Raw genomic sequence first — 25,372 nt, forward strand, 5'->3', positions numbered from 1 at the left:
GCCGATATTCGACGGAGACAAACGATGACTGCAAGACTGGATAGCGCCCTCGCCGCGGCGCCGCCCCTGCTCGCCCCGGGAGGCTCGCAGCGGCGCGTGATCCTGGCCTCGTCCCTCGGGACCATGTTCGAGTGGTACGACTTCTTCCTGGCCGGCTCCCTCGCGGTGCAGATCTCGGCCAACATCTTTTCCGGCGTCAACCCGACCGCGGCGTTCATCTTCACGCTGCTGAGCTTCGCCGCGGGCTTCGCGGTGCGCCCGTTCGGCGCGCTGGTGTTCGGGCGCGTCGGCGACCTCGTCGGGCGCAAGTACACCTTCATGATGACCATCGCGCTGATGGGCGTGGCCACCTTTGCCATCGGGCTGCTGCCGGGCTACGGCAGCATCGGCATCGCTGCGCCGATCCTGTTCGTCGCCATGCGCATGCTGCAGGGCCTGGCGCTCGGCGGCGAGTACGGCGGCGCCGTGGTGTACGTGGCCGAGCACGCGGGCAACCACGAGCGCGGCGGCAAGACCGCGTGGATCCAGGCCACCGCCGCGCTGGGCCTGCTGCTGTCGCTGGCCGTCATCCTGCCCACGCGCTATTTCCTCGGCGAGGAAAGCTTCACGGCGTGGGGCTGGCGCGTGCCGTTCCTGGTCTCGCTGCTGCTGTTGCTGGTGTCGCTGCGCATCCGCATGAAGCTGCACGAGTCGCCAGAGTTCGAGCACATGAAGCGCGAAGGCACCACCTCCAAGGCGCCGATCTCCGAGGCGTTCGGGCAGTGGCGCAACCTGCGACTGGTGCTGCTGGCGCTGTTCGGCATCGTCATGGGGCAGGCGGTGGTCTGGTACGCCAGCCAGTTCTACACCATGTTCTTCCTCACCCAGACGCTGAAGGTGGACGGCGGCACCGCCAACCTGCTCATCATCGTCGCCACCATTGTGACCACGCCGTTCTACGTGATCTTCGGCAAGCTGTCGGACCACATCGGGCGCAAGCCGGTGTTCCTGGCCGGCTGCCTGCTGGCGGCGCTGTTCTTCTTCCCGCTGTTCAAGGCGCTGACCCACTACGCCAACCCGGCGCTGGAGCGCTCGCAGCAGTCGGCGCCGATCGCGGTGCAGGCCGACCCGGCGCAGTGCAGCTTCCAGTTCAACCCGGCCGGCACCTCGGAGTTCAAGAGCTCGTGCGACATCGCCCGCGCCGCCATCGCCAAGGCCGGGCTCAACTACATGTCCGAGACGCTGCCGGCCGGGCAGCCCGCGCGCATCGTGGTGGGCCGCACCACCATCGAGAGCTTCGAGGGCGGCGGCCCGGACGCCGCGGCCCGCACCAAGGCGCTCAACGCCGCGGTCGGCGCGGCGCTCAGCGCGAACGGCTACCACGTCGGCCCGGCCGACCCGGCCCAGATCAACAAGCCGATGACGGTGCTGGTGCTGATCACGCTGATGCTGTTCGGCACCATGACCTACGGGCCGATCGCGGCGATGCTGGTGGAGCTGTTCCCGTCGCGCATCCGCTACACCGCGATGTCGCTGCCGTACCACATCGGCATCGGCTGGTTCGGCGGCTTCCTGCCGGCCACCACCTTCGCGATTTCCGCCGCGGTCGGCGACATCTACGCGGGCCTCTGGTACCCGGTTGCGCTGGCCGTGGCATGCTTCGTCATCTGCGCGGTGTTCGTGCGGGAAAGCAAGGGTGTCAACATCTATTCGGCGGGCGAGCAGCGCGCGGCGCGCTGACGCCGGCCCTTACATCGAGGCCATCATGCAGTTTGCACAATCCAGCGGCGCCAGGCTCTACGTCGAGTCCACCGGCACCGGCACGCCGATCGTGTTCGTCCACGAATTCGCCGGCGACTACCGCAACTGGGACGACCAGGTCCGCTTCTTCGGCCGGCACTTCCGCTGCGTCACGTTCAACGCGCGCGGCTATCCGCCGTCCGAGGTGCCCGGCGACGTGGCGCAATACAGCCAGGCGCTCGCGGTCGAGGACATCGCCAGCGTGCTGCGCTGGGCCGGCGTGGAGAACGCGCACATCGTCGGCGTGTCGATGGGCGGCTACGCGACGCTCAATTTCGGCCTGACCCATCCCGGCATGGCGCGCTCGCTCACCATCGTCGGCGCCGGCCACGGCTCCGATCCCGAGCGCCACGCGCAGTTCCTGCGCGACAGCGGCGAGCTGGCCGAGCGGCTGGTCGGCCTGGGCATGGAAGAAGGCATCGTGCACTACGCCAACAGCACCATCCGGCGCCGCTTCAAGGAGAAGGACCCGCGCGGCTTCGCCAGCTTCAACCGCCAGTTCGCCGAGCATTCGGCGCTGGGCTCGTCGCTGACCACGCGCGGCTGCCAGATGCGCCGGCCCACCATCTACGAGCTCGGCGAGCGCATGGCGCAGCTCGACGTCCCCACGCTGATCGTCACCGGCGACGACGACGAGCCGTGCATCGCGCCGTCCCTGTTCATGAAGCGCACGATTCCCGACGCGCGCCTGTGGATCGTGCCGCGCACCACGCACGCGGTCAATCTCGAGGAGCCCGAGGCCTTCAACCGGGTGGTGTTCGACTTCATCGCGGCGGTCGACCGCGAGCGCCAGGAGTAACGGAAATGGACCTGCATCTCAACGGAAAATCGGTGCTCGTCACCGGCGGCACGCGCGGCATCGGGCTGGCCTGCGCCAGGGCCTTCGCCGGCGAAGGCGCGCACGTCACCATCGCGGGCAGCACGCAGGCCTCCGCCGACAAGGCGCAGCGCTTGCTGCGCGGCGAGGGCATCGAAGTGCAGGCGGTGTGCGCCGACCTGTCGCGCGCGCACGAGCGCCAGGCGCTGGCCGAACGGCTGCGCGGCCTGGACATCCTCGTCAACAACGCCGGCGCCATTCCCGGCGGCGGGCTGACCGCGCTGAGCGACGAGCAGTGGCGCAGCGCGTGGGACCTCAAGGTGCACGGCTACATCGACACCACGCGCCTGGCGCTGCCGGAAATGATGGCGCGCGGCGCGGGCGTCATCGTCAACGTGATCGGCATCGCGGCGGAAATGCCGCGCTACGACTACCTGTGCGGCGCGGCCGGCAATGCCGCGCTGTCCACCTTCACGCGCGCGGTCGGCGCGCACGCCACCACGCGCGGCGTGCGCGTGCTCGGCGTCAACCCGGGGCCCACCGAGACCGACCGGCTGGTCAAGCTCTACAAGGCGCGCGCGCTGCAGAAGTTCGGCGACGAATCGCGCTGGGAGGAAATGCTGGGGCACCTGCCGTTCGGGCGCGCCGCGCGGCCCGAGGAGATCGCCGACCTGGTGATCTACCTGGCCTCGGACCGCGCCTCCTACCTGAGCGGCGTCGTCATCGATGCCGACGGCGGCGCGCAGTACATGAGCGCCTGAACGGGCAGCCGAGCCGCCACGCCACGCAATCCCGCATCCGGAGTCGACCCATGAGCAGTTTTGTCTTCCAGACCGCGCCGCAGATCGTCTGCGCGCAGGGCGCGGCCCTGCGCCTGCACGAGCTCGCGCAATCGTTCGGCGCGCAGCACGTCTTCTTCGTCACCGACCGCGGCGTGCTCGACGCCGGCATCGCAACCGGGCCGCTCGCCGCGCTGCGGCGCGCCGACATCCAGGCCACGGTCTTCTCCGACGTGCAGGCCGACCCGCCCGAGGCCGTCGTGCTGCAGGCGGCCGAGGCCGCGCGCGCCGCCGGCGCCGACATGGTGATCGGCTTCGGCGGCGGCAGCTCGATGGACACCGCCAAGCTGGTGGCGCTGCTGGCGCGCACGCCGCAGCAGCTCGGCGCGATCTACGGCATCGGCCTCGCCGCCGGGCCGCGCCTGCCGCTGATCCAGGTGCCGACCACGGCCGGCACCGGCTCCGAAGTCACGCCGATCTCGATCGTCACCACGCCCACCTCGGAAAAGAAAGGCGTGGTCACGCCGCTGCTGCTGCCCGACGCCGCGGTGCTCGACAGCCTGCTCACGCTCGGCGTGCCGCCCGCGGTCACGGCCATGACCGGCGTCGACGCGATGGTGCACGCGATCGAAGCGTTCACCAGCCGCCACAAGAAGAACGCCATCTCCGACGCGCTCGCGGTCAAGGCGCTGCAGCTGCTGTACGGCAACCTGCGCGAGGTGGTGGGAGAGGTGGTGGGAGGGGCCGCCGGCGCGGACGCGCGCGAACGCATGCTGCTGGGCTCCATGCTCGCCGGCATGGCCTTCGCCAACGCGCCGGTGGCCGCCGTGCACGCGCTGGCCTATCCGCTCGGCGGCCACTATCACCTGCCGCACGGCCTGAGCAATTCGCTGATGCTCACCGCGGTCCTGCGCTTCAACCTCTCCCACGCCACCGCCGAGTACGCCGCGCTGGGCCGCGCCATCCTGCCGGCGCTGGCCACCGCGCCCGACGCCGAAGCCGCCGAACGCTTCGTGCAGGCCATCACCGACATCACTGCCGGGATGCCCTACGCGCAGTCGCTGCGCGCCGCCGGCATCCCCCGGGACGCCCTGCCCCGACTCGCCGGCGACGCGATGAAGCAGCAGCGCCTGCTGGTCAACAACCCGCGCGACGTCACGCACGACGACGCGCTGCGCCTGTACGAAGCCGCCTTCTGAAGAGACCGCCATGCGCGACGAAGTCCGGGAGAATTTCCCGCGCCTCACCCCCGTCACCACCCGCTGGATGGACAACGACGCCTACGGCCACGTCAACAACGTGACCTACTACAGCTACTTCGACACGGCGGTCAACAAGTACCTGATCGACGGCGGCGCGCTCGACATCCACGCGGACAAGATCGTCGGCCTGGTGGCCGAGACCGGCTGCGCGTACTTCCGCTCGATCGCGTTTCCGGACGCGCTGGAAGTGGGGATCCGGGTCAGCCGCATCGGCACGTCGAGCGTGCGCTACGAGGTCGCCATCTTCCGCGAGGGGGACGAGCGCGTCTGCGCGGCGGGGCATTTCGTCCACGTCTACGTGGATCGCGCAACGGGCCGGCCGGTGGCGGTGCCCGAGCAAACGCGGGCGCTGCTCGAGGCGCTGCGGTGGCCGCGCTGAAAGCGGGGAAAGCGGAAAGCGCGCCCGGCCGCGCCGGCCGCCGGTGTCATTCCCGCCGCGGGCTCAACGATTGAACCGCGCGAGGAATTTCTGCGCGCGCTCGGTTTTCGGATGCCCGAAGAAATCCTCGGGGCGCCCGGTCTCCACCAGCTTGCCGCCGTCGAGAAAGATCACCTCGTTGGCCACGTCGCGCGCGAATCCCATTTCGTGCGTGACCACCAGCATGGTCAGCCCCCGGGCGGCGAGGTCGCGCATGACGCCGAGCACCTCGCCGACCATTTCGGGATCGAGCGCGCTGGTGGGCTCGTCGAACAGCAGCACCTCGGGGCGAATGGCCAGCGCGCGGGCAATCGCGACGCGCTGCTTCTGCCCGCCCGACAGTTGATGCGGATAGGCCTCCGCCTTGCTGGCCAGGCCGACCGTCTCCAGCAAGGCCAGCGCCTCGGCCCGCACCTCGGCGCGCGGCCGGCCGTGCACGTGGACCGGGGCCTCCATCACGTTGCCGAGCACGGTCATGTGCGGCCACAGCGCGAAGTTCTGGAACACGGTGCCGATGCGGCCGCGGGCGGCAGCCAGTTCCTTGCGGGACAGCGGCCGCGACGCCGCCCCCTCGCCGGTGCGCCCCATCGGCGCGCCGCCCACGCGGATCGTGCCGCGCCCCGGCACTTCCAGCCAGTTGACGCAACGCAGCAGCGTGGACTTGCCCGAGCCGCTCGGGCCCAGCAGGCAGGTCGTCGTGCCCTTGGGCACATCGAAACTGATGTCGCGCAGGATCTCGACCCCGTCGTAGTCCTTGCACAATCCTCGCACCGCGATGGCCGCGGGTACGCTGTCTTCCATGAATCACCTCATACGGAGTTTGCCCAGCCGGCCCACCAGCCGGTCGGTCAGCAGCGACATCAGCCAGTACAGCAGCATCGCGAACAGGAACGGGGCGAAGGGCGAGAAATAGTTGGCGCTGACGAAGTTGGCCGCGAAGGTGATTTCCTGCACCGTGATGATCATCAGCAGCGCGCTGTCCTTGATGACCATCACCGACTGATTGACCAGGACCGGCGCGGCGATCGCGAACAGTTGCGGAAAGACGATGCGCGTGTAGCGCTTGTAGCGCGGGAAGCCGAACGCGTCCGCCGCGACCAGCGTGTCTTGTGGAACGCAGAGCGCGGCCGAGCGCAGGATCTCGATGAAGTAGGCGGTGTGGTAGACCACCAGCGAAGACAGCCCCGCCCAGAATGCTTCCGGGCGGATTCCGACCGCGGGCAGCCCGTAATAGACCACGTAGGCAAGCAGCAGGAACGGCACGCACCGCATGACGTCGAGCAGCAGCCGCGCGGCGCGCGCGAAGCCGGCCGCGCTCTCCTGCAGCGCGACGTGCGCCAGCGTGGCCAGCGGCAGGCTGATGGCCAGGCACAGCCCCACGAGCAGCAGCGATACGCCGGCTCCCGACAGGAAGACGTCGCGCGTCTCCCAGATGGCGTTCAGGCTATTCATGAGCCGGCATATCCGTAACGTTGGTCCACGCGGCGCTCCAGCACGCGCTGCAGTTGCACCAGGAGCGCGATGATCACGGTGTAGAGCACGGTGGCCGCCAGGAACGGCGGCAGCGGATCGTAGGTCTGGGCGCCGATGCGGCTGGCCGCGCGCGTGATGTCCACGATGCCGATGACGGACACGGCCGGCGTGATCTTCAGCAGCAAGGTCATCTCGCTCACCAGCGGCCCCAGGCTCACGCGCCACAGCTGCGGCAGCACGATGCGCCTGAAGCTCTGCCCGCGCGAGAAGCCGAAGGCCGCCGCCGCCTCGAGCTGGTCACGGGGAATCGTGGCCAGCGCCGCGCGCCAGATCTCGCAGTTGAACGCGGTGGTGTTCAGGCTCAACGTCAGCGCCGCCGCGGCCATCGGCGGCAGCTCCAGCCCGACCGCGGGAAGCAGGAAGAACACCAGCAGGCAGAGCGTCACCACCGGCGTGGGACGCATCAGGCTGACGTAGCCGGCAATCAGCCCGTCGATGACGGGCAGCCGGCGCCACCGCAGCAGCGCCAGCATCAGTCCCAGCGGGATGCCGGCGGCGATTGCGATGAGCGCCAGCAGCAGCGTGGTGCCGGCGCCCTGCAGCAAGGTGAGTAGGGATGTCGTCGTCATGGCGTCCTCGGCATGCCCGGGCGGCGCGGCCGGCGGCCGCGCGAGTCACCGGCATGCCATTCGCATGCCGCCCGCACGTCGCCCGCATGTCGCCCGCATGTCGCGTTATTGCCCGGCCAGCGGCGAGACCGGCAGCGACTCGAAGGTCATGCCGAGCCATTTGCGCTGCAGCGCGTACAGGGAGCCGTCCGCGCGCGCCTTGGCGAGGAACTGGTTGAGATAGTTCAGCAGCGTGGTGTTGCCCTTGGTGACCGCCCATGCGGCGTAGGTGGGCGTGCCCACCGCGGAGCCCAGCTTGAAGCGGTCCGGATGCTCCTTGATCAGGCTGGCCAGGTTCGGCGCGCCGTTGATGACGTAGTCGACCCGGCCATTGGCCAGGTCCTGGTAGGCCTCGGGGAACGAGGCGTACTGCACGACCTTGCCCAGGCTGCCGCCGCTGGCCGCCAGCAGCTTGCGCAGATTGTCGAGCGCGGCGAACGAGCCGCCGCCGGCCTGCACGCCCACGGTCTTGCCGGCCAGGTCGGCCACGGACTTGATGCGGGTTTCCTGCGCGCGCACCACGTAGTACTGCGTCGCCTCGGCGATCGGCATGGCGAAGTCGAGGCTCTTGGCGCGCTCCGGGGTGACGACGACCGCGGTCAGCGCGACGTCGTACTTGCCGGTCGTCACGCCGGGGAGCAGACCCGACCACGGCATGATGTTCTGCTCGATCTTGAATCCCGCGGACTTGCGCAGTTGTTCGAGCAGCGCGTGATCGAGCCCGAGCGGCTTGCCGTCCTCCACGTACTCGAAAGGCCGGTAGTCGTCTTCGGTGGCGACGGTCATCACGCCCTTCGCCTGGATCTGCTCCAGCGTGGCCGCGTGCGCGGCGCCGGCGCCGACAGTCAGTGCGGCGCACGCCGTGGCAGCCGCTGCGAGCCAATGTTTGAACGTCATGGTCTTTCCTTGCAATCAGAGTTGAACAGCCATCAGGGATCGGGGATCGGGGATCAGGGTCAAAGCGCCGCCGCCGGGCGGCGGCAGACGAAATCGATTTCCACCAGGGCGTCGTATGCGAGCCCGGTCACGCCGACACAGGTGCGCGCGGGCAGGCGCCCCGGTTCGAAGAAGGTCCGGTAGGTCTCGTTGAAGGCCGCGTAGTCCTCCTTGAAGCGCGTCAGGTAGGCGCGCGCCACGAGCACGTCCGCGAAGGTCAGCCCCAGCCCGGCCAGCACCACGCGCAGGTTGGCCATGACGTTGCGCGTCTGCGCCTCGATGCCTTCGGGCAGGACGCCGGGCGCGCCCGGCCGGTCGGGCATCTGGCCGGTCACGAAGACCAGGCCGTCGCTCTCGGTGGCGTGGCTGAAGGGGGCGACCGGCGTCGGCCCGCCGGCGATCATGTGACAGGTAATTCGGCTATCGGACATCGGCATGCTTCGTGATTGGAAACGACAGCCTGTATCGCAACGCGTGTGCCAGCCGGGGATCAGTACAATTTGTATTAAAATCGCAGCTTGATGTCGTACAAATTGTGTGTGACACAAAAAATGTGCGCACAAGATCAGTGCGATTTGTGCTGATTTTTTGGGAGGATTCGCATGGATCAGAACAATGATTGGTACAATTCGAAGCCGGCTCCCGGACACCGGCCGCCGTGGATGGTGGCCATCGGCATCGCGCGCGGCCCGCGCTACCTCGCGATCGCGCAAGGCGTGCGCAATGCCCTGACGACGGGCGCCCTCAAGGCCGGCGACCGCCTGCCGCCGCAGCGCGAATTCGCGCGGCTGCTCGGACTGAACCTCGGCACCGTGACGCGCGCCTTCGACGAGCTGCGCAGCATGGGATTCATCAAGGGCGAAGTCGGGCGCGGCACCTATCTCACGCTGCCCTCCTCCACCGACGCGCCCGCGTCGCTGTGGGATCATTCGCAGCCGCACGGCTTCATCGATCTCTCGCACAACTTTCCCGAGCACGCGCCCGGCATGGCCGGCGCGCATGCGGTGCTGTCGACGCTGCTGCCGCACGATGCGCAGCGCATGCTGGCCACGCAGGTCGACGCGGGTTACGCGCAGCATCGGACGGCCGCCGCCGCGTGGCTCGACAGGCGCGGCGTCTTCGCGACCGCGGACAACGTCATCGTCACGTGCGGCGCGCAGCACGGACTGCTGCTCTCGCTGGGCGCGCTCACGCGCCCCGGCGACATCGTGCTCACCGAGGAACTGACCTACTACGGGCTGAAGTCCGCGGCGACGATGCTGGGACGCTCGCTCGTCGGCGTGCGCATGGATGCCGAAGGGCTGCTGCCCGACGCGCTCGACACCGCCATCCAGCGCTCCGGCGCCAGGGTCCTGTTCTGCTGCCCGACGCTGCACAACCCCACCACCGCCACCATGAGCGCGGCGCGCCGCCGGGACATCGCCGAGGTCTGCCGCCGGCGCGATATCGTCATCGTCGAGGACGACGTCTATGGCTGGATGCCCAACGACCCCGAGCTGCCGCTGGCCAGCTACGCGCCCGAGCGCACGGTGTACGTCACCGGCCTGTCCAAGCTGGTCGGCCCCGGCCTGCGCATCGGCTTCGTCGCGGCGCCCGCCGAGCACGTGCGCGCGCTTGGCGTCGCGCTGCGCGCCACGACGCTCATGGCATCGCCGCTGAACGCCGCCGTGGCGATGAACGTCCTTGCCGCCGACAACATGGACCGCATCGTCGACGAGATACGGCGCGAAACCCACGCCCGGCAAGCCATCGTCGCGTCATGCCTGCCCGCCTCCGCGGTAGTGACCCGGCCGGGCGCGTTCTACTTCGGGCTGCGCGTCGGCACGCACTGGACCGGCCAGACCTTCGCGCGGGCGGCCGAAAGCGCGGGCATCGGCGTGACCCCGTATGACGTCTTCGAAGGCACGCCGATGACGGGCGGCGCGCTGGTGCGGGTATGCCACAACGCGGCGCCGGATCAGGAAACGCTGCGGCGGGCGCTGATGGGGTTGTCTGGGTTGTTGTAGCGTGGAGCGCCGGGCGGAGTTGGTGCGTTCTTCGCGGGCGGAACAGGAACGCGCCGGGAACCTCGTCGAAAGGCGGAGTCTTGACCTCACGCCGGGGGAAGCCCAGTCCGGGCACGGTACGGTTCGCCCCCCCGGGTGCCCGGGAAGGCATGCAGCCGGCCCGGGGCGCCGCTACGGGAATCGGCCGGCAGGAACGCGGCCAGTCAGCCTCGCGGCAGCATCCGATGGGACTTCGCGTAGGCGCGCAGCGCATCGTTGATGCGCGTCTGCCAGCCGTCGCCGGTCGCCTTGAAGGCTTCCACCACATCGCGGTCGGCCCGCATGTTGAGCGTCACCTTGCGCTGGTCCGCAGGCAATGCCGGCCGGCCGCGTGGCTTGAGCAGCGCCTTGGCCGCCGTCTCGCCGACCAGCTCGGGCAGCGCCTCGCGCGCCGGGCGCATCCGCGCCAGTTGCGCATCCGTGAGCGGCGGGTTGTCCCGGTCCGACTCCGCGGCCCGGGTCAGGGCGCGGTCTTCGTCATCGGCGGGGATGTGGATCTTACGCTTCGTCGACATATTTCAGTACCTCGCCGCAGTTGGCTTTGCGCAGGCTGATGACGCGCATCGCCTCGCCCCGCATCGTGAACACCAGCACATGAACACGTTCGCCAATCAGGCCGGTGGCGATAAAGCGCGCCTCGCCGTAGGGGAAGCGATCATCGTCCTGCACCGTGGCCGTGTCCATCTCGAATGATTCGGCCTCCGCCAGCGACATGCCGTGCTTGGCCCGGTTGATCTCGTCTTTGGCGGAGTCGAATTCAATTCGCATGCAATTATTGTAGTGGCATTAAATCCAGCACGCGAGGATTTTCTGCCTATGCAAAATATCGCTGATGCCGGGCATGTCGGCCGGTCCTGCGGCGGTTTCACCCCGCTGCGCGCGAAGACCTCCACCGCCTTCGCCGCATCGCCGAAGTTGCGCTGGCATGACCTGCGGCATATCTGCGCAAACTCGCATGTGTGGTGCGGCAAGTCGCCGCAGGTACCCCGGGAATCAGGAGGCTGGAAAACGATGGAGATGGCGCAACGCCATGCGCAGCTGTCACTTGGCGCAGTGAATAAGCAGCGCTGAAACTGGTCGAAATTCAGCCGCCGCCGAGCGCCAGGGCAGAACGGGAAAATGCGGGAAACCGTTGTGATAATTGGTGCGCCCGGCTGGGATCGAACCAGCAACCCCTGCCTTCGGAGGGCAGTACTCTATCCATTGAGCTACGGGCGCGGAGGGTATGACGCTGGCAGCGCGCGAATGGCGCCGCCGGAAAGTCGCATAGCATACAGCGTTTGCCTCGCAGCGTCCATTGCCGGCGCCTTTTCGGTGGCGCAGCTACGTTTCTCTCAAGCCGCTTTTGCCTCGATTCTGCAGGTCTTTGCGGATATAATCGCCAGTTATTTGTGTAAAAACGGGGCTACGCGGCGTCCACATGGAGTCAGGGACGGCGCAGGCTGGCTCCGCCTGCCGGCGCGCTTCAGGGCTGACAGGGAATGGATAACGGTCCGATGCGCGCCACTGGCCGGGAGGTTCGGTCACCGGGCAAGCGGCCTGACAAGGCAGCCGATCGCGAGCTGCTACGGGTTTCCTGCAAAATCGAGAGTTCAGCATGAGCGACGTCCAAAACGAGCACGAAGAACACGAGTCTCCCATCAAGACCCCCAAGCAGTTGATCGCAGTGGTGATCGCAGCCTTCCTGGTGCCGATCATCGTGATCATCCTGCTGGTCAATTTCGTCGGACATGGCTCCAAGGAAGGCGCGGGCGCTTCCACCACCGTCGAAGCCGTCAATGACCGCATCAAGCCGGTCGCTTCTCTCGAACTGAAGGATCCCAACGCGCCGCGCGTCTTCAAGACGGGCGAGCAGGTCTACAAGGAAGTGTGCGCCGCGTGCCACGCCACCGGGGCCGCGGGCGCGCCGAAGTACAGCAACGCGGGCGACTGGGCGCCGCGCATCGGCCAGGGTTTCGAGGGCCTGCTGAATTCCGTGCTGCACGGCAAGGGCGCCATGCAGCCGCGCGCCGGCACCACGCCGGACGATTATTCCGACTACGAGCTCGGCCGCGCGGTGGTCTACATGGCCGACGCCGGCGGCGCCAAGTTCCCCGAGCCGGCAGCACCGGCCGGCGGCGCCACGGCGGCCGCGTCCGATGCAGGCGTAGCGGCGGCAGCGGCGGCCGCGCCTGCCGCTGCGGCTCCGGCCGCCGCCGCGCCGGCTTCGGCCGACGTGGGCAAGAAGGTCTACGAGCAGGTCTGCGCCGCCTGCCACGCCGCCGGTGTCGCCGGTGCGCCGAAGTTCGGCGACAAGGCGGCCTGGGCGCCGCGCCTGAAGGAAGGCATGGACGCGGTCCACGCGTTCGCGCTCAAGGGCAAGGGCGTGATGCCGCCGAAGGGCGGCTACGCCGGCCCGGATGCCGACGTGCTCGCCGCGGTGGACTACATGGCGAACGCCGCGAAGTAATGCTCCCGGCGCCCGTTGCGGCGCCGGCGGTCCCAAGCAAAAGCCCGGCGCGTGCGCCGGGCTTTTTCATTGGTGCCGCGTTGGTACCACGTCGATGCCGCGCCGATGCCGACGCGGCGAACTTGCCAGTTTCAGACCACGCGCGAGTAGCGCAGCGGCGCCTCCGCGGGCGTCTTCACCGGCGTACCCACATCAGCGTCGCGCGCCGGCGCGGCGGCCTGGGCCGCCTGGGCAGCCCGGCCGGCATCGGCGCGCAGGTAGCTGTCGAACACCATCGCCACGCGGCGCACGAGCAGGCGGCCCAGCGGCGTGACCTCGATGCGCGCGGGTTCGATGCGCACGAGGCCGTCGCCGGCCAGCGTGGCGAGCTCGTCGAGCTCGGCCGCGAAATGCGTGGCGAAGTCGATGCCCGCGCGGGCCTCGAGCGCGGCGATGTCGAGCACGCCGTTGCACATGAGCGCGCCGATCACTTCGCGGCGCAGGCGGTCTTCCGCGTCTGTGGCGAAGCCGCGCATCACCGGCAGCGTGCCGTGGTCGAGCGCGCCGTAGTATTCGTCGAGCGTGCGCGCGTTCTGCACGTAGCGCCCGGCGACCGCGCCGATCGAGGACACGCCGAAGCCGAGCTGGTCGTGGCCGGCGTGGGTCGAGTAGCCCTGGAAGTTGCGTTGCAGCCGGCCTTCGCGCTGGGCCACGGCGAGCGCGTCGTCGGGCAGCGCGAAGTGGTCCATGCCGATGTAGACGTAGCCGGCGGCGGTCAGCTGCGCGATGGTGCCGACCAGGATGTCGAGCTTCTCCGCGGCCGCGGGCAGCGCGCGCTCGTCGATGCGGCGCTGCGGCTTGAACACGTGCGGCAGGTGCGCGTAGCTGTACACCGAGAGCCGGTCCGGGCGCATTGCCAGCACCTGTTCCACGGTGGCGGCGAAGCGCGCCGCGGTCTGGTGCGGCAGGCCGTAGATCAGGTCCATGCTGACCGAGCGGAAGCCGAGCCGGCGCGCGGCGTCGACCACGGCGCGGGTCTCGGCCTGCGACTGCACGCGGTGGATGGCCTGCTGGACCTCGGCGTCGAAATCCTGCACGCCGAGGCTGACGCGGTTGAAGCCGAGCTCGGCCAGCAGCGCCATCTGCGCGTCGCCGACGCGGCGCGGATCGATCTCGATGGAGTGCTCGCCTTCGGGCAGCAGGTCGAAGTGCGCGTGCATGGCGTCCATCACGCGGCGCATCTCGGCCGCGTCGAGGAAGGTCGGCGTGCCGCCGCCCCAGTGCGACTGCACCACCTCGCGCCGCGCGCCGAGCCGCGCGGCGGCCAGCGCCATCTCGCGCACGAGATAGTGCACGTAGCGGCCGCTGCGGCCGTGGTCGCGCGTGATGATCTTGTTGCAGCCGCAGTAGTAGCAGATGTTCTCGCAGAACGGGATGTGCACGTAGAGCGAGAGCGGCGCCGGCTGCGCGGCGCAGTCGGCCAGCGCCTGCAGGTAGTCGGCCTCGCCGAAGCCGCCGTGGAAGCGGTCCGCGGTGGGGTAGGAGGTGTAGCGCGGCCCGTTGATGTCCATGCGCCCGGCCAGCGCGCGGAAATCCGCCAGCGCGTGGCCGCCGGGCTGCTTGCCGGTGCAGGCCGCGCCGCAGTTGCCGGAGCAGGCGCGCGGCTGGCCGGCGGCGGACAGCGCGATGGATCGGGTGGACGGACTGCTGGCGGGGTGCGGGGCGGGGGCTGGCGCGGACATGGGGCGGCCTTCGTGTCGGATGTCGATCGCTCATCCTAGAGGCGGGCGGCCCGGCGGGCGTTGATCGACATCAAGCGGCGTCGCGCCGCGCCGGGCGGGCGTGGTCGGACACCACCCGGACGCCACCTTGGCGTCACCCCGGCGGCTTCCCGGCATCTTCCCCGCGGGCGCCGGCGTCACCTCGCATCGCCGGCGCGCTCAGGCGCGCGGCAGCGTGATGCGCACGCGCAGGCCGCCTTCGGGGCGGTTGGCGAGGTTGAGCTCGCCGCCGTGGCGCGCGACGATGTCCGAGGCGATCGACAGACCCATGCCGACGCCGCCGGTGGCGCGGCTGCGCGAGGTCTCCAGCCGGTAGAACGGCTCCAGCACGCGCGCCATGTCTTCGGGCGGAATGCCGGGCCCGCTGTCGCACACGTCGATCACCACGCGCTCCGCGCTGTCGGCCAGCTCGATGCGCGCGCTGCCGCCGTAGCGGTGCGCGTTCTCCACCAGGTTGACCACCGCGCGGCGCAGCTCGGCCGGGTAGGCCAGCAGCGGCGCGGCGGCGCCGGCCAGGGTGACGTCCTGGCCGATCTCGGTGGCGTCGTCCACCACGGCCTGCAGCAGCGCGTGCACGTCCACGCGCTGGCGCGGCCCGGCGTTGCCGTCGCGCTCGCGCAGGTAGTAGAGCGTGGCGTCGATCAGCCCGTTCATCTCGGCCAGGTCCTGGCGCAGGCGGTAGCGCACGCGGTTGTCGTCCACGCCTTCGATGCGCAGGCTCATGCGCGTGAGCGGCGTGCGCAGGTCGTGCGACACCGCGGCCAGGAAGCGCGACTGCTGCGCGAGTTGCGTGCGGATGCGCCGCTGCATGTGGTTGAAGGCGCGGGCCGCGGCGCGCGCCTCGGCCGGGCCGCTGTCCTCGTCGAGCGGCGCCGCGTGCACGTCCTGCGCCAGCCGGCCGGCGCCGCTGGCCAGGCTCTGCACCGGGCGCGCCAGCAGCCGCGCGCCGGCCCACGAGGCGGCGATGATGGCGGCGAACTGGAACAGCAGGCCCAGGCGCGGCGGGCCCAGGCCGCGCGGCGGATGCAGGTGGTGATGCCTGGGCATGGCGCCGCCCGCGTCCGCGCGCGGCGCGCCGCCAGCGGCGGCGGGGCCGGTGGTGGCGCCGACAGCGAGGCCGGTATCGGAACCAGCAGCAGGACCGGGGCCGGGGCCACCGGCGCGGGGCGGGCCCGCGTCGTCGGGCGGCGGTTCGTCGCCGGGCACCAGCGCGATGCCGATCTCGCCCGGACGCGGGAAGATGCTCTCGATCACGGTGACGCCCAGCACGTGCACGGCCAGCATGATGGCCATCATCACCAGGAACAGCCGCACGAACATCGTGTCATGGCGGGCCACCCAGCCCGCGCGCTCAGCCTTCGACGGTGCCGGTGAAGACATAGCCCTCGCCTCGCACGGTGCGGATCAGCGCCGGGTCGCGCGGGTCGTCGCGCAGCTTCTGGCGCAGGCGCGAGACCAGCAGGTCGATGCTGCGGTCGAATACGTCCAGATCGCGGCCGCGCGCCTGGTTGATCAGCAGCTCGCGGTCCAGCACGCGGTTGGGATGCTCGATGAAGGCCAGCAGCAGGCGGAATTCGGCGTTGGACAGCGGCACCACGGTTTCCTCGCCGTCGACGAGCTGGCGCAGCGTGGTGTTGAGCCGCCAGCTGCCGAAGCGCAGTTCGTGGCCGGCCACCGTCGCCGGGCGCTTCAGGCCCGCGCCGGCGCCGGCGCGCGCGCGGCGCAGCACGGTGTGGATGCGCGCCACCAGCTCGCGCATCTCGAACGGCTTGGTGACGTAGTCGTCGGCGCCCACTTCGAGGCCGACCACCCGGTCGGCCAGCTCGGTGCGCGCGGTCAGCATGATGACCGGCAGGTCGCCGCGCTCGCGGATCTCGCGGCACAGCGCCAGGCCGTTCTCGCCGGGCAGCGAAAGGTCCAGCACCACGAGGTCGTAGTCGCGCGCGGCCAGCGCGGCGCGCATGGCGGCGCCGCCCTCGGCGCCGTCGGCCTCGATGCCGAAGGTGGCGAGATATTCGGCCAGCATGGCGCGGATCTGCGGATCGTCGTCGACGACCAGCAGGTGCAGGGGCGAAGCGGGGGACAGGTCCATCGGGGTATCGGTGTGGCAGGTTGCGGCGGTAGGCGGCATGGCTGGCGGCGCGGCGGCGCCCGGGATCGGCGCGCGCGCGGCGCGGCGCGCCAAGGCAGGCTGGCGCATGACCTGCGCCAGGCGATCACTCTACCAGCATGGCGGCGCGCGCTGATGGGCGCGGTGTGGCCTCTTTGTATCAGAATCGACACAAGACCGCGCGTGCCGGCGGCGAGCAGCGAGCAGCGAGCGGCATGCGCGGCGGCGCACGCAGGCGCCCGGCTTTCCGCTCTTGTCCCGCGCCGGGCGGCGCGCGCATCTCCTAAGATCAACATGTGCACGCCGCACCGCTTTGTTTCGGCCGCCCCCGGGCTATGCTGGAAGCGATCGGCATGCAGCCGGCGCCCCGCGCCGGCCACTGGAGACCACCATGAATCCCATGCAAGCCTCGCCGGAATCGACTGAACTGCCGGAATCGCCGGGCAGCGCGCCGGCAGGCGTACCCAGTGCTGCGCCGCGCCGCCGGGAGGACCGCCGAGATGCGCGATAGCCCCTTGCCGGACCAGGGCCGGCGCCGCTTCATCGGCGGACTCGGCGGCGTGGGCGGCGCGCTGGGCGCGGGCCTGCTCGGGCTGGCGGGCGAGGCCGGCGCCGTGGCGCCGCTGTGCGCATTGACGCCGGAGCGGGCCGAAGGCCCGTTCTATATCGACGAATCCCTGATGCGCAGCGACATCCGCGACCGCCGCCCCGGCCAGCCGCTGCGGCTGCGCGTGATCGTGCTGGATACGGCGCGCAACTGCGCGCGCGTGGCCGGCGCCGTGGCCAGCATCTGGCATTGCGATGCCGGTGGGCACTACAGCGGCTTCGAGCGGGCCGAGCCGCCGCCGGCCGCGGGCGAGGCTTCCGCGCCGGTGGCCGCCGCGCCCGCCGGCGCGCAGCGCTTCCTGCGCGGCGCGCAGGCCACCCGGCGCGACGGCAGCGCGCAGTTCCTGACCATCTACCCGGGCTGGTACGCGCCGCGCGCGGTGCACATCCACCTGAAGATCCATCTCGGCGAGCACGGCGTGCTGACCACCCAGATGTTCTTCGACGACCGGCTCAGCCAGCTCGTGCATACCAGCCATCCCGCCTACCGCGCGCGCGGCCCGTCGCCGGTGACGGTGCGGCAGGACCCGCTCGCCGGCGCGCATCCGGGCTTCGTGATGGTCCACCGCCCCAACGAAAGCGGCTTGCTGGAGGGCGAATTCCTGGTGGGGGTGGCGCGCCCGTGAGCCGCGCGGGCGCATAAAAAAACGCCCCCGGACGCAGGGTGCGGGGGCGTCGAAACAGGGAAGAAGTCGGGCATGTCGCCCGGCCACGCCGACTCCGAAGGGACGGAACGGCGCGGCGCCCGGACCTGTGCAGCAGTCCGGGCACCCGCGATGTTAGGAGGCCGGCGGGCGCCGATCTTGTCCCGCTTGTAGGCCAATGTATTGACTTTGTACGCCGCGCCGCCGGCGCGGGCGTCAGGACGCGGTGGTCTTGCCGGGCGTGCCGAGCAGCGCCTTGAGCCCGGCGAGGCGGTCCTTGGGGCTCATGGCGGGGGTGGCGTCGGCCGGCGCGGGCGCTTCCTCGAGCTTCATCTCGCCGATGAAGCGCGAGGGCTCGCACGAGTAGGTGTCGCGCGCGCGCTTGCGCTTCTTGCACCAGCTGATCTGCAGGCTGCGCTGGGCGCGCGTGATGCCCACGTACATCAGGCGGCGCTCTTCCTCGATCTTCTCGTCGCCGAGGTCTTCGTCCTCGCGGCAATGCGGCAGGATGCCCTCTTCCACGCCGACCAGGAACACGTGCGGGTATTCCAGCCCCTTGGAGGCATGCAGCGTGGACAGGCGCACCGCGTCGGGATCTTCCTCGCGGCCTTCGAGCATGCTCATCAGCGCCACGGTCTGGGTCAGCTCGAGCAGGTTCTTGCCTTCGTCGCCGAAGCCGTCGGCGGTGTCGAAGCCGGTGGCCTCGCCCTCGGCGCCCTCGGGCCGGGTGCCCTTGCGCTTGAGCCAGTCGAGGAACTCCAGCGTGTTGGTCCAGCGCGACTGGGCCTGGCGCTCGTCGAAGGTGTCGTACAGGTAGGCTTCGTAGTGGATGCCTTCCATCAGGTCGTCGAGCACCTGGCTGGCCGGATCGCTGGCCGCGCGGCCGGCCAGGCGCACCATCGACTCGCAGAACACGCGCAGCGGCTCGAGCTGGCGCGGCTGCAGCTTGCCTTCGATGCCGCCCATCATGGCCGCCTCGAACAGCGACACCTTGGCCTGCCCGGCGAAGGTGCCGAGCACTTCCAGCGTGGCGTTGCCGACGCCGCGGCGCGGCGTGGTGATGGCGCGGATGAAGGCGGGATCGTCGTCGGCGTTGGCGATCAGGCGCAGGTAGGCGCAGATGTCCTTGATCTCGGCGCGGTCGAAGAAGCTCTGGCCGCCGGACAGCACGTAGGGAATGCGCTCGCGCCGCAGGATCTGCTCGAACAGGCGCGCCTGGTGGTTGCCGCGGTAGAGGATGGCGTAGTCGCGGAACTGCGCGCGCCGCTCGAACTTGTGCGCGGACAGGCGGAACACCACGGATTCGGCCTCGTGCTCCTCGTCGTTCATCGGATTGACGGCGATCGGGTCGCCCATGCCGTGCTCGCTCCACAGCTTCTTGTCGAACAGCTTGGGATTGTTGGCGATGACCGCGTTGGCCGCTTCCAGGATGCGCACCGTGGAGCGATAGTTCTGCTCGAGCTTGACCACCTTGAGGCCGGGGAAATCGGTCTGCAGCAGGCGCAGGTTGTCGAGCGTGGCGCCGCGCCAGCCGTAGATGGCCTGGTCGTCGTCGCCGACCGCGGTGAAGGCCGGCGCGCGCAGGTGCGAGCCGCCGGCGAGCTGCTTGAGCAGCGCGTACTGGCAGGCGTTGGTGTCCTGGTATTCGTCCACCAGGAAGTAGCGCAGGCGGTTCTGCCATTTCATGCGCACCGCCTCGTCGCGCGCGAACAGCTCGGCCGGCAGGCGGATCAGGTCGTCGAAGTCCACCGCCTGGTAGGCGTGCAGCGTGGCCACGTAGTTGCGGTAGACCAGCGCGGCCTGGTGGTCGTCGGCGCTCTCGGCGGTGGCGATGGCGGTCTCGGGATCGACCATGCCGTTCTTCCACAGCGAGATCGTGCTCTGCACGCTGCGGATCAGCTTCTTGTCGGTGGTGGCGAGCTGCTCCTGCACCAGGCCGAAGCAGTCGTCCGAGTCCATGATGGAAAAGCGCGGCTTGAGTCCCACGTGCTCGGCCTCGGCGCGCAGGATCTGCACGCCGAGCGAGTGGAAGGTGCTCACCGTCATCTGCTTGAGCGGGATGCGGCGGCCCTCGCGCGTGGTCTTGCCTTCCATCAGCTTGGCGATGCGCTCCTGCATCTCCTTGGCGGCCTTGTTGGTGAAGGTCACGGCGGCGATGTGCTTCGGCTCGAAGCCCTTGTCCTCGATCAGGTGCGCGATCTTCTGCGTGATCACCCGCGTCTTGCCGGAGCCGGCGCCGGCCAGCACCAGGCAGGGTCCGTCGAGATAACGGACGGCTTCGGATTGGGCGGGATTGAGTCCGTGGGTCATGCGTCGGGGCGTGGTGGCGGAAGCGGATGGCGAAATGGCGGGCGCGGGCCCGGCAAGGACCGGCAAGAACAAAGCGGCCAGGGCTGCCTGTGAAGACCGCGGCACCGGGACGGCGATCCCGCGGGCGGCCGCAGCGGCAGATGTTAACACGGCGGCGGGTCCGCCCCCGCCGGCCCGGCGCCGCGCGTTGACAAGCCACCGGGGCTGCCTGTAGAGTCGCGCCATCCGACCGGGAGAGCGCGCAGAGCCTGCGCCGCCGAAGGGGTATCACCCGAAAACTCTCAGGCACCAAGGACTGGTCGGATCGGCCCGCAACATGCACACGATGCAGGCCGTACTCTGGAGAGCGGCACCCGCCGCCTGCGCGCAGCGCAAGGCATGGCGAGCGTGCCCACCGAAGGGGCGCGCAAGGCACTGGTCCGCGGGACCGCCTTGTAATCTCTCAGGTATCGAGGACAGAGGGGTCATCCGCCGCAGCGGATCCGGCAGCGCCATGCGCGCCGGCCATGCGGCGGATGACCCTTTTTTCGTTTCCGAACCGAGATTTCCGCTTCCCCCGAGGACTACATGACGCTCCAGGCCACGCCCCTCAATGCCATCCACCGCGCGCTCGGCGCCCGCATGGTCGACTTCGGCGGCTGGGACATGCCGGTCAACTACGGCTCCCAGATCGAAGAACACAACGCCGTGCGCACCGACGCCGGCATGTTCGACGTGTCCCACATGTGCGTGGTCGACCTGGCCGGCGCCAACGTGCGCGCGTTCCTGCGCGGCCTGCTGGCCAACAATGTCGACAAGCTGCAGACGCCGGGCAAGGCGCTCTACTCGTGCATGCTCGACGAGCGCGGCGGCGTCATCGACGACCTGATCGTCTACTTCTTCGCCGAGGACCGCTTCCGCCTGGTGGTCAACGCCGGCACCGCCAACGGCGACATCGAATGGATCCGCGCGCGCAATGCCGCCACCGGCAGCGGCGTGGCCATCACCCCGCGCCGCGGCGACAACGCGCCGGCCGGCGCCGCGCCGCTGGCCATCGTCGCGGTGCAGGGCCCGAACGCGCGCGCCAAGGTGTGGAGCGCCTTCCCGGCCACCCAGCCGAGCGAGGCGCTCAAGCCGTTCAACGCCATCGTGGTGCAGGACCCCGCGCTGGGCGAGGTCATGGTGGCGCGCACCGGCTATACCGGCGAGGACGGCTTCGAGCTGGTGGTGCCGGCCGAGAACGTCGCCGGCCTGTGGGAGAAGCTGAACGCCGCCGGCGTGCGCCCGGCCGGCCTGGGCGCGCGCGACACGCTGCGCCTGGAAGCCGGCATGAACCTGTACGGCCAGGACATGGACATCCACACCTCGCCGCTCGACGCCGGCCTGGCCTGGACCGTGGACCTGCAGAGCGAGCGCGACTTCACCGGCAAGGCGGCGCTCGCCGCCGCCGGCCAGACCCGCCAGTTCACCGGCCTGATCCTGCGCGAGAAGGGCGGCGTGCTGCGCGCGCACCAGAAAGTGATCACCGCGGCCGGCGAGGGCGAGATCACCAGCGGCACCTTCAGCCCCTCGCTGTCCCTGTCCATCGCTTTTGCCCGCCTGCCGCTCGGCGTTGCCGCCGGCGCCGAGGTGCAGGTCGAGATCCGCGACCGCAAACTCGCCGCGACTGTGGTTAAACTGCCGTTTGTGCGCAATGGCAAGGCACTCGTGAGCTGAACGCTCGCACCCGGTCACAGCGCGCCCGCCGGCGGCCACCCCCGCTCCACGCGATCCCCCGCCCGGCTGGCGCTGAACAACAAACCGCATCTGGAGAATTCCATGACTTTCCCCGCCGACCTGAAGTACACCGAGTCCCATGAATGGGTGCGCGTCGAAGCCGACGGCACGCTGACCATCGGCATCACCGACCACGCGCAGGACGCGCTGGGCGACATCGTGTTCCTGGAACTGCCCGAAGTGGGCAAGTCGGTGGGCGCGGGCGACGCGCTGGCCGTGGTGGAATCGGTCAAGGCCGCGTCCGACATCTACGCCCCGGTGGCCGGCGAAGTGATCGCCATCAACGACGCCGCCGTGGCCGCGCCGGAAAGCGTCAATGCCGACGCCTTCGACGCCTGGCTGTTCAAGCTCAAGCCGGCCAACAGCGACGACGTCAACGGCCTGATGTCGGCCGACGCCTACAAGGCCAGCGTCGGCGCCTGACGCCCCGCCACACTCCCGCCGTTCCCGCGCGGCCGCCATGCCGCGGGAACGGCGACTGAATACCGATGCGCGGCGGCCAGGCCGACCACCTGCCGCCGCGCGCCCAACGAGGTTCTTGCCATGAACGCCCCGCTTCCCACCACCGCCGCCCAAGGTGCCCGGCCCACGCTGGCCGAACTGGAGGCGCGCGACGCCTTCGCTTCCCGTCATATCGGCCCCGACGCCGCCGAGCAGCAGCACATGCTCGAGGTGCTCGGCTACGGCAGCCGCGCCGCGCTGATCGACGCCGTCATCCCCGCCGCCATCCGCCGCCGCGACGGCATGCCGCTGGGCGAGTTCACCGAGCCGCTGACCGAGGAAGCCGCGCTGGCGAAACTGCGCGGGCTGGCCGGCAAGAACCAGGTGCTCAGGAGCTTCATCGGCCAGGGCTACTACAACACGCTCACGCCGGGCGTCATCCTGCGCAACATCTTCGAGAACCCGGCCTGGTACACCGCCTACACGCCGTACCAGCCGGAGATCTCGCAGGGCCGCCTGGAAGCCATGCTGAACTTCCAGCAGATGGTGACCGACCTGACCGGCCTGGACATCGCCAACGCCTCCATGCTCGACGAAGGCACCGCCGCGGCCGAGGCCATGACGCTGCTGCAGCGGGTCAACAAGCACGCCAGCAATACCTTCTACGTCGCCGACGACGTGCTGCCGCAGACGCTGGAAGTGGTGCGCACGCGCGCGCTGCCGCTGGGCATCGAGGTCAAGGTCGGGCCCGCGGCCGACGCCGCCGGCGCGCATGCGTTCGGCGTGCTGCTGCAATACCCGGGCGTAAACGGCGACGTGGCCGACTACCGCGCCATCGCCGAGGCCGTGCACGCCGCCGGCGGCCTGGTGGTGGCCGCCGCCGACCTGCTGGCGCTGACCCTGATCGCCGCGCCCGGCGAATGGGGCGCCGACGTGGCCATCGGCAACTCGCAGCGCTTCGGCGTGCCGCTGGGCTTCGGCGGCCCGCACGCCGGCTACATGGCGGTCAAGGATGCGTTCAAGCGCTCGATGCCGGGCCGGCTGGTCGGCGTGACCATCGACGCGCAGGGCAACCAGGCCTACCGCCTGGCCCTGCAGACGCGCGAGCAGCACATCCGCCGCGAGAAGGCCACCTCCAACATCTGCACCGCGCAGGTGCTGCTGGCGGTGATGGCGTCGATGTACGCGGTGTACCACGGCCCGCACGGCCTCAAGCGCATCGCGCAGCGCGTGCACCGCCTGACCGCCACGCTGGCCGCCGGCCTGGAGGCGCTCGGCTACACCCGCGCCAACGCGGCCTTCTTCGACACCCTCACGCTGGTGAGCGGCTTCCACACCGAGGCCATCCACGCGGCCGCCACCGCGCGCGGCATCAACCTGCGCCATGCCGGCGCCAACCGCATCGGCATCTCGCTGGACGAGACCGCCTCGCGCGCGGACGTGGTCGCGCTGTGGGAGATCTTCGCCCAGGGCAAGCCGGTGCCCGCGTTCGACGCGCTCGAAGCCACCGCGCAGGACGCCTTCCCGGCCGCGCTGGCGCGCCAGAGCGCCTACCTGACGCACCCGGTGTTCAACACGCACCACGCCGAGCACGAGATGCTGCGCTACCTGCGCGCGCTGGCCGACAAGGACCTCGCGCTGGACCGCACCATGATCCCGCTCGGCTCGTGCACCATGAAGCTCAACGCCACCAGCGAGATGATCCCGGTGACGTGGCCCGAGTTCAGCAACATCCACCCGTTCGCGCCGCTCGACCAGACCGTGGGCTACCGCGAGATGATCGACCAGCTCGAAGCCATGCTGTGCGCGGCCACCGGCTACGCCGCCGTGAGCCTGCAGCCCAACGCCGGCTCGCAGGGCGAGTACTCGGGCCTGCTCATCATCCACGCCTACCACGCCAGCCGCGGCGAAAGCCACCGCGACATCTGCCTGATCCCATCGTCCGCGCACGGCACCAACCCGGCCTCGGCGCAGATGGCCGGCATGAAGGTGGTGGTGGTGGCCTGCGACGAGCACGGCAACGTCGACCTCGCCGACCTGGCGAAGAAGGCCGAGCAGCACAGCCAGAACCTCGCCGCCGTGATGATCACCTACCCGTCCACGCACGGCGTGTTCGAGCAGGGCGTGCAGCAGATCTGCGAGATCGTGCACAGGCACGGTGGCCAGGTCTACGTCGACGGCGCCAACATGAACGCGATGGTCGGCACCGCCGCGCCGGGCCAGTTCGGCGGCGACGTCTCGCACCTGAACCTGCACAAGACCTTCTGCATCCCGCACGGCGGCGGCGGACCGGGCGTGGGCCCGGTGGCGGTCGGCGCGCACCTGGCGGACTTCCTGCCCAACCAGGACAGCGTGGGCTACCGCCGCGACGACAACGGCATCGGCGGCGTCGCGGCCGCGCCGTTCGGCTCGGCCAGCATCCTGCCGATCTCGTGGATGTACATCGCCATGATGGGCTCGGCCGGCCTCACCGCTGCCACCGAGAACGCCATCCTGGCCGCCAACTACGTCGCGCGCCGCCTGTCGCCGCACTTCCCGGTGCTGTACACGGGCCAGCACGGCCTGGTCGCGCACGAGTGCATCCTCGACCTGCGCCCGCTGCAGAAGGCCACGGGCATCTCCAACGAGGACGTGGCCAAGCGCCTGATGGACTACGGCTTCCACGCGCCGACCATGAGCTTCCCGGTGCCGGGCACGCTGATGATCGAGCCGACCGAGAGCGAGTCGCTGCACGAGCTGGACCGCTTCATCGACGCCATGATCGCCATCCGCGGCGAGATCGCGCGCGTGGAGGACGGCAGCTTCGACCGCGAGGACAACCCGCTGAAGCACGCGCCGCACACCGCCGCGGTCATCACCGCCGACGCCTGGGAGCACAAGTACACGCGCCAGGAAGCCGCCTACCCGGTGGCCTCGCTGCGCACGCAGAAGTACTGGCCGCCGGTGGGCCGCGCCGACAACGTGTACGGCGACCGCAACCTGTTCTGCTCGTGCGTGCCGATGAGCGAATACGCGCAGCAGGACTGAACGCGAACTGGTCGGGCGGCGTCCGGCAGACGCGGACGCCGCCGCCGCGCTATGCTGCGGCAGGCAGGCGCCGGCACGTGCCGGCGCGCCTGA

The 25,372-nt window shown here is 70.1% G+C and carries 23 protein-coding genes, 1 tRNA gene and 2 riboswitches; of the genes, 12 read left to right on the top strand and 12 right to left on the bottom strand.

Annotation, left to right across the window (positions count from 1 at the left end; all coding sequences use genetic code 11):
- The first annotated feature begins 24 nt into the window (after positions 1-24).
- The 5 genes from ACWTPI_RS19070 to ACWTPI_RS19090 are packed head-to-tail and all read left to right on the top strand — an operon-like array spanning position 25 to position 5,016.
- Positions 25-1,719, top strand: a complete 1,695-nt coding sequence (locus ACWTPI_RS19070; RefSeq protein ID WP_052165761.1) for an MFS transporter — start codon at positions 25-27, stop codon at positions 1,717-1,719.
- Between the two features lie 25 nt (positions 1,720-1,744).
- A complete protein-coding gene (locus ACWTPI_RS19075) occupies positions 1,745-2,578 on the top strand; it encodes an alpha/beta fold hydrolase (RefSeq protein ID WP_020200415.1) in 834 nt (277 codons plus the stop codon).
- A gap of 5 nt (positions 2,579-2,583) precedes the next feature.
- On the top strand, positions 2,584-3,357 hold the full coding sequence (locus ACWTPI_RS19080) for a short-chain dehydrogenase/reductase (RefSeq protein WP_059410895.1): 774 nt from the start codon (positions 2,584-2,586) through the stop codon (positions 3,355-3,357).
- Between the two features lie 50 nt (positions 3,358-3,407).
- Positions 3,408-4,574, top strand: coding sequence for an iron-containing alcohol dehydrogenase (locus ACWTPI_RS19085; protein WP_454732351.1), 1,167 nt, complete (start codon positions 3,408-3,410; stop codon positions 4,572-4,574).
- A gap of 10 nt (positions 4,575-4,584) precedes the next feature.
- Positions 4,585-5,016 (top strand): acyl-CoA thioesterase, encoded by a 432-nt coding sequence (locus ACWTPI_RS19090; RefSeq protein WP_020200418.1) that lies wholly within the window; start codon positions 4,585-4,587, stop codon positions 5,014-5,016.
- Between the two features lie 63 nt (positions 5,017-5,079).
- On the opposite strand, the gene ACWTPI_RS19095 is transcribed toward ACWTPI_RS19090, so the two are convergent.
- The 5 genes from ACWTPI_RS19095 to ACWTPI_RS19115 form a co-directional block, all read right to left on the bottom strand.
- Entirely contained in the window at positions 5,080-5,856 is a 777-nt protein-coding gene (locus tag ACWTPI_RS19095) for an amino acid ABC transporter ATP-binding protein (RefSeq protein ID WP_059410898.1), read from the bottom strand.
- Between the two features lie 3 nt (positions 5,857-5,859).
- Positions 5,860-6,507: an amino acid ABC transporter permease gene (locus ACWTPI_RS19100; protein ID WP_020200420.1), complete on the bottom strand. Its 648-nt coding sequence runs from the start codon at positions 6,505-6,507 to the stop codon at positions 5,860-5,862.
- Entirely contained in the window at positions 6,504-7,157 is a 654-nt protein-coding gene (locus ACWTPI_RS19105) for an amino acid ABC transporter permease (RefSeq protein ID WP_029043054.1), read from the bottom strand. Before ACWTPI_RS19105 ends, ACWTPI_RS19100 begins: the two co-directional genes overlap by 4 nt.
- A gap of 105 nt (positions 7,158-7,262) precedes the next feature.
- Positions 7,263-8,093 carry a transporter substrate-binding domain-containing protein gene (locus ACWTPI_RS19110; RefSeq protein WP_454732352.1) on the bottom strand — a complete coding sequence of 277 codons (831 nt, stop codon included), beginning with the start codon at positions 8,091-8,093 and terminating at the stop codon, positions 7,263-7,265.
- Positions 8,094-8,152: 59 nt separating this feature from the next.
- On the bottom strand, positions 8,153-8,563 hold the full coding sequence (locus ACWTPI_RS19115; RefSeq protein WP_059410956.1) for a RidA family protein: 411 nt from the start codon (positions 8,561-8,563) through the stop codon (positions 8,153-8,155).
- 171 nt (positions 8,564-8,734) lie between these two features.
- On the opposite strand from ACWTPI_RS19115, the gene ACWTPI_RS19120 reads away from it, so the two are divergent.
- Positions 8,735-10,138, top strand: a complete 1,404-nt coding sequence (locus ACWTPI_RS19120) for an aminotransferase-like domain-containing protein (RefSeq protein WP_454732353.1) — start codon at positions 8,735-8,737, stop codon at positions 10,136-10,138.
- A 203-nt stretch (positions 10,139-10,341) separates the two neighbouring features.
- Here the strand turns inward: ACWTPI_RS19120 and ACWTPI_RS19125 are convergent, their stop codons facing one another.
- Both ACWTPI_RS19125 and ACWTPI_RS19130 read right to left on the bottom strand, forming a co-directional pair.
- Positions 10,342-10,692 carry a BrnA antitoxin family protein gene (locus ACWTPI_RS19125; protein ID WP_020200424.1) on the bottom strand — a complete coding sequence of 117 codons (351 nt, stop codon included), beginning with the start codon at positions 10,690-10,692 and terminating at the stop codon, positions 10,342-10,344.
- Positions 10,676-10,945 carry a BrnT family toxin gene (locus ACWTPI_RS19130; protein ID WP_454732354.1) on the bottom strand — a complete coding sequence of 90 codons (270 nt, stop codon included), beginning with the start codon at positions 10,943-10,945 and terminating at the stop codon, positions 10,676-10,678. The genes ACWTPI_RS19125 and ACWTPI_RS19130 overlap by 17 nt, the downstream gene beginning before the upstream one ends.
- A 48-nt stretch (positions 10,946-10,993) precedes the next feature.
- On the opposite strand from ACWTPI_RS19130, the gene ACWTPI_RS19135 reads away from it, so the two are divergent.
- Positions 10,994-11,248 (top strand): site-specific integrase, encoded by a 255-nt coding sequence (locus tag ACWTPI_RS19135; RefSeq protein ID WP_155887892.1) that lies wholly within the window; start codon positions 10,994-10,996, stop codon positions 11,246-11,248.
- 71 nt (positions 11,249-11,319) lie between these two features.
- On the opposite strand, the gene ACWTPI_RS19140 is transcribed toward ACWTPI_RS19135, so the two are convergent.
- A tRNA-Arg gene (locus ACWTPI_RS19140) sits at positions 11,320-11,395 on the bottom strand.
- 379 nt (positions 11,396-11,774) lie between these two features.
- Here ACWTPI_RS19140 and ACWTPI_RS19145 point away from each other — a divergent pair.
- Positions 11,775-12,626, top strand: coding sequence for a c-type cytochrome (locus ACWTPI_RS19145; protein ID WP_454732355.1), 852 nt, complete (start codon positions 11,775-11,777; stop codon positions 12,624-12,626).
- Between the two features lie 131 nt (positions 12,627-12,757).
- On the opposite strand, the gene hemN is transcribed toward ACWTPI_RS19145, so the two are convergent.
- The 3 genes from hemN to ACWTPI_RS19160 form a co-directional block, all read right to left on the bottom strand.
- Positions 12,758-14,176, bottom strand: coding sequence for an oxygen-independent coproporphyrinogen III oxidase (hemN, locus tag ACWTPI_RS19150; RefSeq protein WP_231401516.1), 1,419 nt, complete (start codon positions 14,174-14,176; stop codon positions 12,758-12,760).
- Between the two features lie 369 nt (positions 14,177-14,545).
- Positions 14,546-15,766: an ATP-binding protein gene (locus ACWTPI_RS19155; protein WP_454732356.1), complete on the bottom strand. Its 1,221-nt coding sequence runs from the start codon at positions 15,764-15,766 to the stop codon at positions 14,546-14,548.
- On the bottom strand, positions 15,738-16,478 hold the full coding sequence (locus tag ACWTPI_RS19160; RefSeq protein ID WP_029043056.1) for a response regulator: 741 nt from the start codon (positions 16,476-16,478) through the stop codon (positions 15,738-15,740). Before ACWTPI_RS19160 ends, ACWTPI_RS19155 begins: the two co-directional genes overlap by 29 nt.
- A 518-nt stretch (positions 16,479-16,996) precedes the next feature.
- Between ACWTPI_RS19160 and ACWTPI_RS19165 the strand changes: the two genes are divergently transcribed.
- Complete coding sequence (locus tag ACWTPI_RS19165) at positions 16,997-17,728, top strand: dioxygenase family protein (protein ID WP_454732357.1); 732 nt, start codon at positions 16,997-16,999, stop codon at positions 17,726-17,728.
- Between the two features lie 234 nt (positions 17,729-17,962).
- Here ACWTPI_RS19165 and ACWTPI_RS19170 read toward each other — a convergent pair whose 3' ends face one another.
- Positions 17,963-20,056 carry a UvrD-helicase domain-containing protein gene (locus ACWTPI_RS19170; protein WP_029043057.1) on the bottom strand — a complete coding sequence of 698 codons (2,094 nt, stop codon included), beginning with the start codon at positions 20,054-20,056 and terminating at the stop codon, positions 17,963-17,965.
- A gap of 220 nt (positions 20,057-20,276) precedes the next feature.
- Positions 20,277-20,364: riboswitch (glycine riboswitch) on the top strand.
- Between the two features lie 21 nt (positions 20,365-20,385).
- Positions 20,386-20,525: riboswitch (glycine riboswitch) on the top strand.
- 98 nt (positions 20,526-20,623) lie between these two features.
- Between ACWTPI_RS19170 and gcvT the strand changes: the two genes are divergently transcribed.
- The 3 genes from gcvT (at position 20,624) to gcvP (ending at position 25,279) form a co-directional block, all read left to right on the top strand.
- Positions 20,624-21,751 (top strand): glycine cleavage system aminomethyltransferase GcvT, encoded by a 1,128-nt coding sequence (gcvT, locus tag ACWTPI_RS19175; RefSeq protein WP_020200433.1) that lies wholly within the window; start codon positions 20,624-20,626, stop codon positions 21,749-21,751.
- Between the two features lie 102 nt (positions 21,752-21,853).
- Positions 21,854-22,234, top strand: a complete 381-nt coding sequence (gene gcvH, locus ACWTPI_RS19180) for a glycine cleavage system protein GcvH (protein WP_020200434.1) — start codon at positions 21,854-21,856, stop codon at positions 22,232-22,234.
- Positions 22,235-22,354: 120 nt separating this feature from the next.
- Entirely contained in the window at positions 22,355-25,279 is a 2,925-nt protein-coding gene (gcvP, locus tag ACWTPI_RS19185) for an aminomethyl-transferring glycine dehydrogenase (protein ID WP_454732358.1), read from the top strand.
- The last annotated feature ends 93 nt before the right edge of the window (positions 25,280-25,372 follow it).

It is taken from the genome of Cupriavidus ulmosensis, assembly GCF_977008105.1.

What these genes read in the sequence shown, in the direction of transcription:
- ACWTPI_RS19130 (WP_454732354.1), bottom strand. Translation starts at nt 10,945, where the DNA reads ATGCGAATTGAATTCGACTCCGCCAAAGACGAGATCAACCGGGCCAAG.
- ACWTPI_RS19095 (WP_059410898.1), bottom strand. Translation starts at nt 5,856, where the DNA reads ATGGAAGACAGCGTACCCGCGGCCATCGCGGTGCGAGGATTGTGCAAG.
- gcvT (WP_020200433.1), top strand. Translation starts at nt 20,624, where the DNA reads ATGACGCTCCAGGCCACGCCCCTCAATGCCATCCACCGCGCGCTCGGC.
- ACWTPI_RS19125 (WP_020200424.1), bottom strand. Translation starts at nt 10,692, where the DNA reads ATGTCGACGAAGCGTAAGATCCACATCCCCGCCGATGACGAAGACCGC.
- gcvH (WP_020200434.1), top strand. Translation starts at nt 21,854, where the DNA reads ATGACTTTCCCCGCCGACCTGAAGTACACCGAGTCCCATGAATGGGTG.
- ACWTPI_RS19170 (WP_029043057.1), bottom strand. Translation starts at nt 20,056, where the DNA reads ATGACCCACGGACTCAATCCCGCCCAATCCGAAGCCGTCCGTTATCTC.
- ACWTPI_RS19100 (WP_020200420.1), bottom strand. Translation starts at nt 6,507, where the DNA reads ATGAATAGCCTGAACGCCATCTGGGAGACGCGCGACGTCTTCCTGTCG.
- ACWTPI_RS19090 (WP_020200418.1), top strand. Translation starts at nt 4,585, where the DNA reads ATGCGCGACGAAGTCCGGGAGAATTTCCCGCGCCTCACCCCCGTCACC.
- ACWTPI_RS19085 (WP_454732351.1), top strand. Translation starts at nt 3,408, where the DNA reads ATGAGCAGTTTTGTCTTCCAGACCGCGCCGCAGATCGTCTGCGCGCAG.
- ACWTPI_RS19105 (WP_029043054.1), bottom strand. Translation starts at nt 7,157, where the DNA reads ATGACGACGACATCCCTACTCACCTTGCTGCAGGGCGCCGGCACCACG.
- ACWTPI_RS19070 (WP_052165761.1), top strand. Translation starts at nt 25, where the DNA reads ATGACTGCAAGACTGGATAGCGCCCTCGCCGCGGCGCCGCCCCTGCTC.
- ACWTPI_RS19135 (WP_155887892.1), top strand. Translation starts at nt 10,994, where the DNA reads ATGCAAAATATCGCTGATGCCGGGCATGTCGGCCGGTCCTGCGGCGGT.
- ACWTPI_RS19115 (WP_059410956.1), bottom strand. Translation starts at nt 8,563, where the DNA reads ATGTCCGATAGCCGAATTACCTGTCACATGATCGCCGGCGGGCCGACG.
- ACWTPI_RS19080 (WP_059410895.1), top strand. Translation starts at nt 2,584, where the DNA reads ATGGACCTGCATCTCAACGGAAAATCGGTGCTCGTCACCGGCGGCACG.
- ACWTPI_RS19160 (WP_029043056.1), bottom strand. Translation starts at nt 16,478, where the DNA reads ATGGACCTGTCCCCCGCTTCGCCCCTGCACCTGCTGGTCGTCGACGAC.
- gcvP (WP_454732358.1), top strand. Translation starts at nt 22,355, where the DNA reads ATGAACGCCCCGCTTCCCACCACCGCCGCCCAAGGTGCCCGGCCCACG.
- ACWTPI_RS19110 (WP_454732352.1), bottom strand. Translation starts at nt 8,093, where the DNA reads ATGACGTTCAAACATTGGCTCGCAGCGGCTGCCACGGCGTGCGCCGCA.
- ACWTPI_RS19155 (WP_454732356.1), bottom strand. Translation starts at nt 15,766, where the DNA reads ATGTCTTCACCGGCACCGTCGAAGGCTGAGCGCGCGGGCTGGGTGGCC.
- ACWTPI_RS19165 (WP_454732357.1), top strand. Translation starts at nt 16,997, where the DNA reads ATGCGCGATAGCCCCTTGCCGGACCAGGGCCGGCGCCGCTTCATCGGC.
- ACWTPI_RS19075 (WP_020200415.1), top strand. Translation starts at nt 1,745, where the DNA reads ATGCAGTTTGCACAATCCAGCGGCGCCAGGCTCTACGTCGAGTCCACC.
- hemN (WP_231401516.1), bottom strand. Translation starts at nt 14,176, where the DNA reads ATGGACATCAACGGGCCGCGCTACACCTCCTACCCCACCGCGGACCGC.
- ACWTPI_RS19120 (WP_454732353.1), top strand. Translation starts at nt 8,735, where the DNA reads ATGGATCAGAACAATGATTGGTACAATTCGAAGCCGGCTCCCGGACAC.
- ACWTPI_RS19145 (WP_454732355.1), top strand. Translation starts at nt 11,775, where the DNA reads ATGAGCGACGTCCAAAACGAGCACGAAGAACACGAGTCTCCCATCAAG.